Source organism: Enterobacter sp. 50793107 (assembly GCF_001463365.1).
GTDB classification, from domain to species: domain Bacteria; phylum Pseudomonadota; class Gammaproteobacteria; order Enterobacterales; family Enterobacteriaceae; genus Enterobacter; species Enterobacter cloacae.
Map to the genome: position 1 here is coordinate 1 of NZ_LNII01000096.1, position 1,580 is coordinate 1,580.

Consider the following 1,580-nt stretch of genomic DNA (forward strand, 5'->3'; position numbering starts at 1 on the left):
GGCTATGAGGATGCAATCACTTCAACTGAAATAGCGCTTGAAAAAGCGACTAAGGATCTTCAGGCAGAGCTTGGTGAATTCAACGAACAATCTGGTTATAAACCTTTAATTGAGTTGATTCCCATTCAGCCTTTAAATAAAGGTATTTATGGGCGTTGCTACTCATATGTTAAACACTCCGATTATGATTCGTTTGAGAGTAAGTTCACCATTATTTCGGTTGATACTTTTAGCGGTGATGCAATTTTTAAGAAAGATGATAAAGGAAATATCATTGGAATTAATATCAGCTCGTTAAAGACGAAACTGGCATCAGTGAAAAATACCATCAAACAGATGATGGACAGTACCATGACGGTCAGCGCTGATATTAATTATGAAGCCACGCTGACTGACTGGGCTAATGCATGGAATGAACAGTGTGAGGAATACAGCAAAGAGGGGAATTATATTGATGTTTCCGCCGGGGCGCAGTTTCTGCGTTTTACCGCAAATGCCTCCACGCTGAACACCTGGAACCCGGATACCGGCGAAGCCCGGATAAAAGGGGAAACGTGTGCAGAATTAATGCTATTTACCGGGAAAGTAAATTCGACGATTTACACTCCGGATCGGGTTGGCTGGCCGCTTAGATTTACGGTCAACGACACTGACGAAGTTAATCTTGGTGTCCTGCGGGCAAGAATTGACTGTGAACTGACAGGATACGTTGGCGCATCAGCACAGGTGGAGGGTAACCTGCAATTTGTGACGTACAACAATAAGCAGTTGCTGATGGGAAATCGCACGCCAGGTTCGCGTTTTGCCGAACGGAAAAAAGGCGTGAAGATCAAGGACAACAAAGAAAAACCCCATTCCCTGGAGATTAAGGGAGAAGCATTTGGTGGAGCGAAAGCTGGAGGCAGTCTGGGGGGCGCATTACAGTGGCTGAAGCCTTTTGATTCACTGGTGGATGAACTTCCCAATATGCTGCGTACTTTTGGTCTGGTGGACTCCCCCGCACAGGCACGGATTATTCTTGCGGTTCAGCAGTCAGAAAAGGAAAAAGATGCACATCTGGGAGGGTTTCAGGATTTTGCCTCTTTAAAAGTAGGGGGAAATGCTGAGTTGGGTGTAGGGCTAAGTGGTGAGTTCAGAGTCCGGTTTGTAAAGGGGCGATTCAGATTTCATATTAAAGGTGGCCTGTGTCTGGCGGTTGGAGCTGAAGGTGATGTTGAAGGGGAAATCTCACCAGAATTGTTTGGTGAGTTTGCTATCTGGGTGATTTATCAATTGTATGGGATTGATTATAAGCATTTGACGATTATCACAGAAGAGGCATTTATGGGGTTAACATATATGCTGGTGATGGGAGGCAAAGAAATATATAAAAAATATTATGATGAACTTGCTGCTGAAATTGGAAGTGTTAAACAAGATTTAATCGATTTTATCGATGAAATGTCGAATGAATTCCTTGCTGCTAAAAATCAATCTACTGAGCGTAATGAACTTTCTGAGATTATTAATGCAGATCCCGGCAGTGTATACCTTTTTTCTCCTGAAGCTAAGGGGATTGCACTCTTTGTACTGACCGGAGA

The 1,580-nt window shown here is 43.5% G+C and carries 1 protein-coding gene; it reads left to right on the forward strand.

Going from position 1 to position 1,580, the window contains the following annotated elements; genetic code table 11:
- Window positions 1–1,580, forward strand: a 1,580-nt coding sequence (locus tag APU11_RS28485) for a hypothetical protein (protein ID WP_060578584.1), incomplete at both ends; no start/stop codon positions are given.